Genomic DNA, 3,056 nt, shown 5'->3' on the forward strand with positions numbered 1-3,056 from the left:
AGTTACCGCTTTACCATTTGACAACACACCAAGAACCGAAGATGGAAAAGTAAATTACAAAGAAGATTTCTTCGGAAAAGAAACCAATCTTACCGTTTCCGGACAATTAGAAGGAGAAACTTTTGCAATGGCTTTAGGTCAGATTTACACTTTCGGACCAACATTTCGTGCAGAAAATTCAAACACGTCTCGTCATTTAGCAGAATTTTGGATGATTGAACCAGAAGTTGCCTTCAATGATTTGGATGACAATATGGACTTGGCCGAAGATTTTATTCAATACGTAATTAAATATACGATGGATAAATGTCAAGAAGATTTAAAATTCTTGGAAGGACGTTTATTAGACGAAGAAAAATCGAAACCACAAGCAGAACGTAGCGAAATGGCGTTGTTAGAAAAACTAAATTTCGTTTTAGAAAATAATTTCAAACGAGTTTCTTATACAGAAGCAATTGATATTTTAAGAGATTCAACACCAAATAAAAAGAAAAAATTCAATTATATTATTGAAGATTGGGGTGCAGATTTGCAAAGCGAACACGAAAGATATTTGGTAGAAAAACATTTCAAATGTCCAGTGATTTTGTTTGATTATCCAGCCAATATCAAAGCATTTTATATGAGATTGAACGAAGATGGAAAAACAGTTCGAGCAATGGATATTCTTTTTCCAGGAATTGGAGAAATAGTTGGCGGAAGTCAAAGAGAAGAACGTTATGATGTTTTACTAGAAAAAATGAGAGCATTAGGAATTGACGAAGAAGAACTTTGGTGGTATTTAGACACAAGAAGATTTGGAAGCGCAGTGCATTCAGGTTTCGGATTAGGATTTGAAAGATTGGTGCTTTTTGTAACAGGAATGACCAATATTCGTGATGTAATTCCTTATCCTCGAACGCCTTTAAACGCAGAGTTCTAAGACACTAAAATTCTGCCACGAAGACACAAAGGCACAAAGTTTTTAATTTTTTATTAATTGATAAAAAATAAATGTAACCTTTTTGTTAAAGAAAGCATGTAAATAGAAATAAACTTTGCGTCTTAGTGCCTTTGAGTCAAAAAAAAATATATGCCATCAGAAAGAATTGAAGAAATAGCCAGAATAATTGTAAATTCCGCTTTTAAAGTTCACAAAGAACTTGGACCAGGTTTACTAGAAAAAGTATATGAAGCATGTCTTGCTTATGAAATTGAAAAAGCAGGATTAAAAGTAAAAAGACAAGTTGATATTCCCATTATATATGATGGAATACAATTAAATGAAAAGTTAAGATTAGATTTGATTGTTGAAAATCTTGTTATTGTTGAAACTAAAGCAGTTGAAATAGTTAATCCAGTATGGCAAGCACAAATTATCAGTCATTTAAGATTAACAAATAATGAATTAGGATTTTTAATTAATTTTAATGTTTCATTAATCAAAAATGGAATAAAAAGATTTATAAACACAAAAAAGTAGCCACAAAGGCGCTAAGACACAAATAAAAAGTTTTTAATTTTAACCTTTTCTAAATTTTTTTTAATAAAAAAACTTTGTGCACTAGTGCCTTTGAGGCAAAGAAAGAAAATAAAAAGCTTCGTGCCTTTGTGCCTTCGTGGCAAAGAAAAAAACTTAGCGACTTAGTACCTTTGTGGCAAAAAACAAACCGTGTCTTATCATGTTAAAACAAAACTTACAATTCAAATTATCTCAAAAATTATCACCTCAACAAATTCAGTTGATGAAGTTGATTCAGTTGCCAACATTGGCATTTGAGCAACGCTTGTTGGAAGAAATGAATGAGAATCCAGCATTAGAAACTGGAAAAGATGAAGAAGAAGTTTTTGAAAAAGACGAATTTGACAACAACGACGAATATGACGATTATGAAGGAAGCGACAATATTGAAGCCGACGACATTAACGTTGACGAGTATTTAAGCAACGACGAAATTCCAGATTACAAACTTCAAGCCAATAATTTTAGCGATGACGATGACGATCGTGAAAATCCCTATGCATCGCCAGTAAGTTTTCATCAAGATTTAATCAATCAATTAAACACTTTTATATTAAATGATACCGACAGAGAAATTGCAGAATTTCTTGTTGGAAGCATTGACGATATGGGTTATATTCGTAGAACAATTCAAGATATTGTTGACGATATGGCGTTTACTCAAGGTATTTATACTGATGAAAAATCGGTTGAAAAAGTCTTGCATATTATTCACGAACTAGAACCATCTGGAGTTGGAGCACGCGATTTACAAGAATGTTTATTGCTACAATTAAAGCACAAAACACCAACAGAATATGTTGAACTAGCAACAGATATTATAGAAAATCAATTTGAAGCATTTACCAAAAAACACTACGATAAGTTACTCCAAAAACATAGTATTTCTAATGAGCAATTAAAAAAAGCCATTCACGAAATAGAAAAATTAAATCCAAAACCTGGAGGATCTTTCACAGGAAATAATAAAGTTACCGAAAATATAGTTCCAGATTTTGCAATCAGAATCAACGATGGCGAACTAGAATTAACCTTAAATGGCAGAAATGCACCATCATTGCACGTTTCTAAAGATTACCAAGAAATGATGCAAACCTATAAAGATTCACGAGATAAATCGAATTCTCAAAAAGATGCAGTTCAGTTCATTAAGCAAAAATTAGACTCGGCAAAATGGTTTATTGATGCCATAAAACAACGTCAAGAAACGCTATTTGTAACCATGAATGCCATTATGCATTTTCAGGAAGAATTTTTTCTTGATGGCGAAGAAACGTCAATGAAACCAATGATTCTTAAAGACATTGCCGACATGGTTGGTCTAGATATTTCTACAGTTTCTCGTGTTGCCAATAGTAAATATGTCGATACGCCATACGGAACAAAACTGATAAAAGAATTCTTTTCAGAAGCCATGAAAAACGATCAAGGCGAAGACGTTTCAACTTTAGAAATCAAAAAAATTCTACAGAATACTATTGAAGATGAAGACAAACAAAAACCACTTCCAGACGATCAATTAGCCGAGATTCTAAAAGAAAAAGGATACCCAATT

At 32.4% G+C, this 3,056-nt stretch carries 3 protein-coding genes; all 3 read left to right on the forward strand.

Annotated elements, in window-relative coordinates; all coding sequences use genetic code 11:
- Positions 1–922 (forward strand): asparagine--tRNA ligase (gene asnS, locus ACH2BO_RS13100; RefSeq protein WP_395045180.1); only part of this gene is annotated, 922 nt, incomplete at its 5' end.
- A gap of 150 nt (positions 923–1,072) precedes the next feature.
- Positions 1,073–1,462 carry a GxxExxY protein gene (locus ACH2BO_RS13105; RefSeq protein WP_395045181.1) on the forward strand — a complete coding sequence of 130 codons (390 nt, stop codon included), beginning with the start codon at positions 1,073–1,075 and terminating at the stop codon, positions 1,460–1,462.
- Positions 1,463–1,661: 199 nt separating this feature from the next.
- The coding region (gene rpoN, locus ACH2BO_RS13110) for an RNA polymerase factor sigma-54 (protein WP_395045182.1) at positions 1,662–3,056 on the forward strand (1,395 nt) is incomplete at its 3' end.

The sequence above is a fragment of the Flavobacterium sp. genome (assembly GCF_043773265.1).
In the GTDB taxonomy this organism is placed as follows: domain Bacteria; phylum Bacteroidota; class Bacteroidia; order Flavobacteriales; family Flavobacteriaceae; genus Flavobacterium.

What these genes read in the sequence shown, in the direction of transcription:
- ACH2BO_RS13105 (WP_395045181.1), top strand. Translation starts at nt 1,073, where the DNA reads ATGCCATCAGAAAGAATTGAAGAAATAGCCAGAATAATTGTAAATTCC.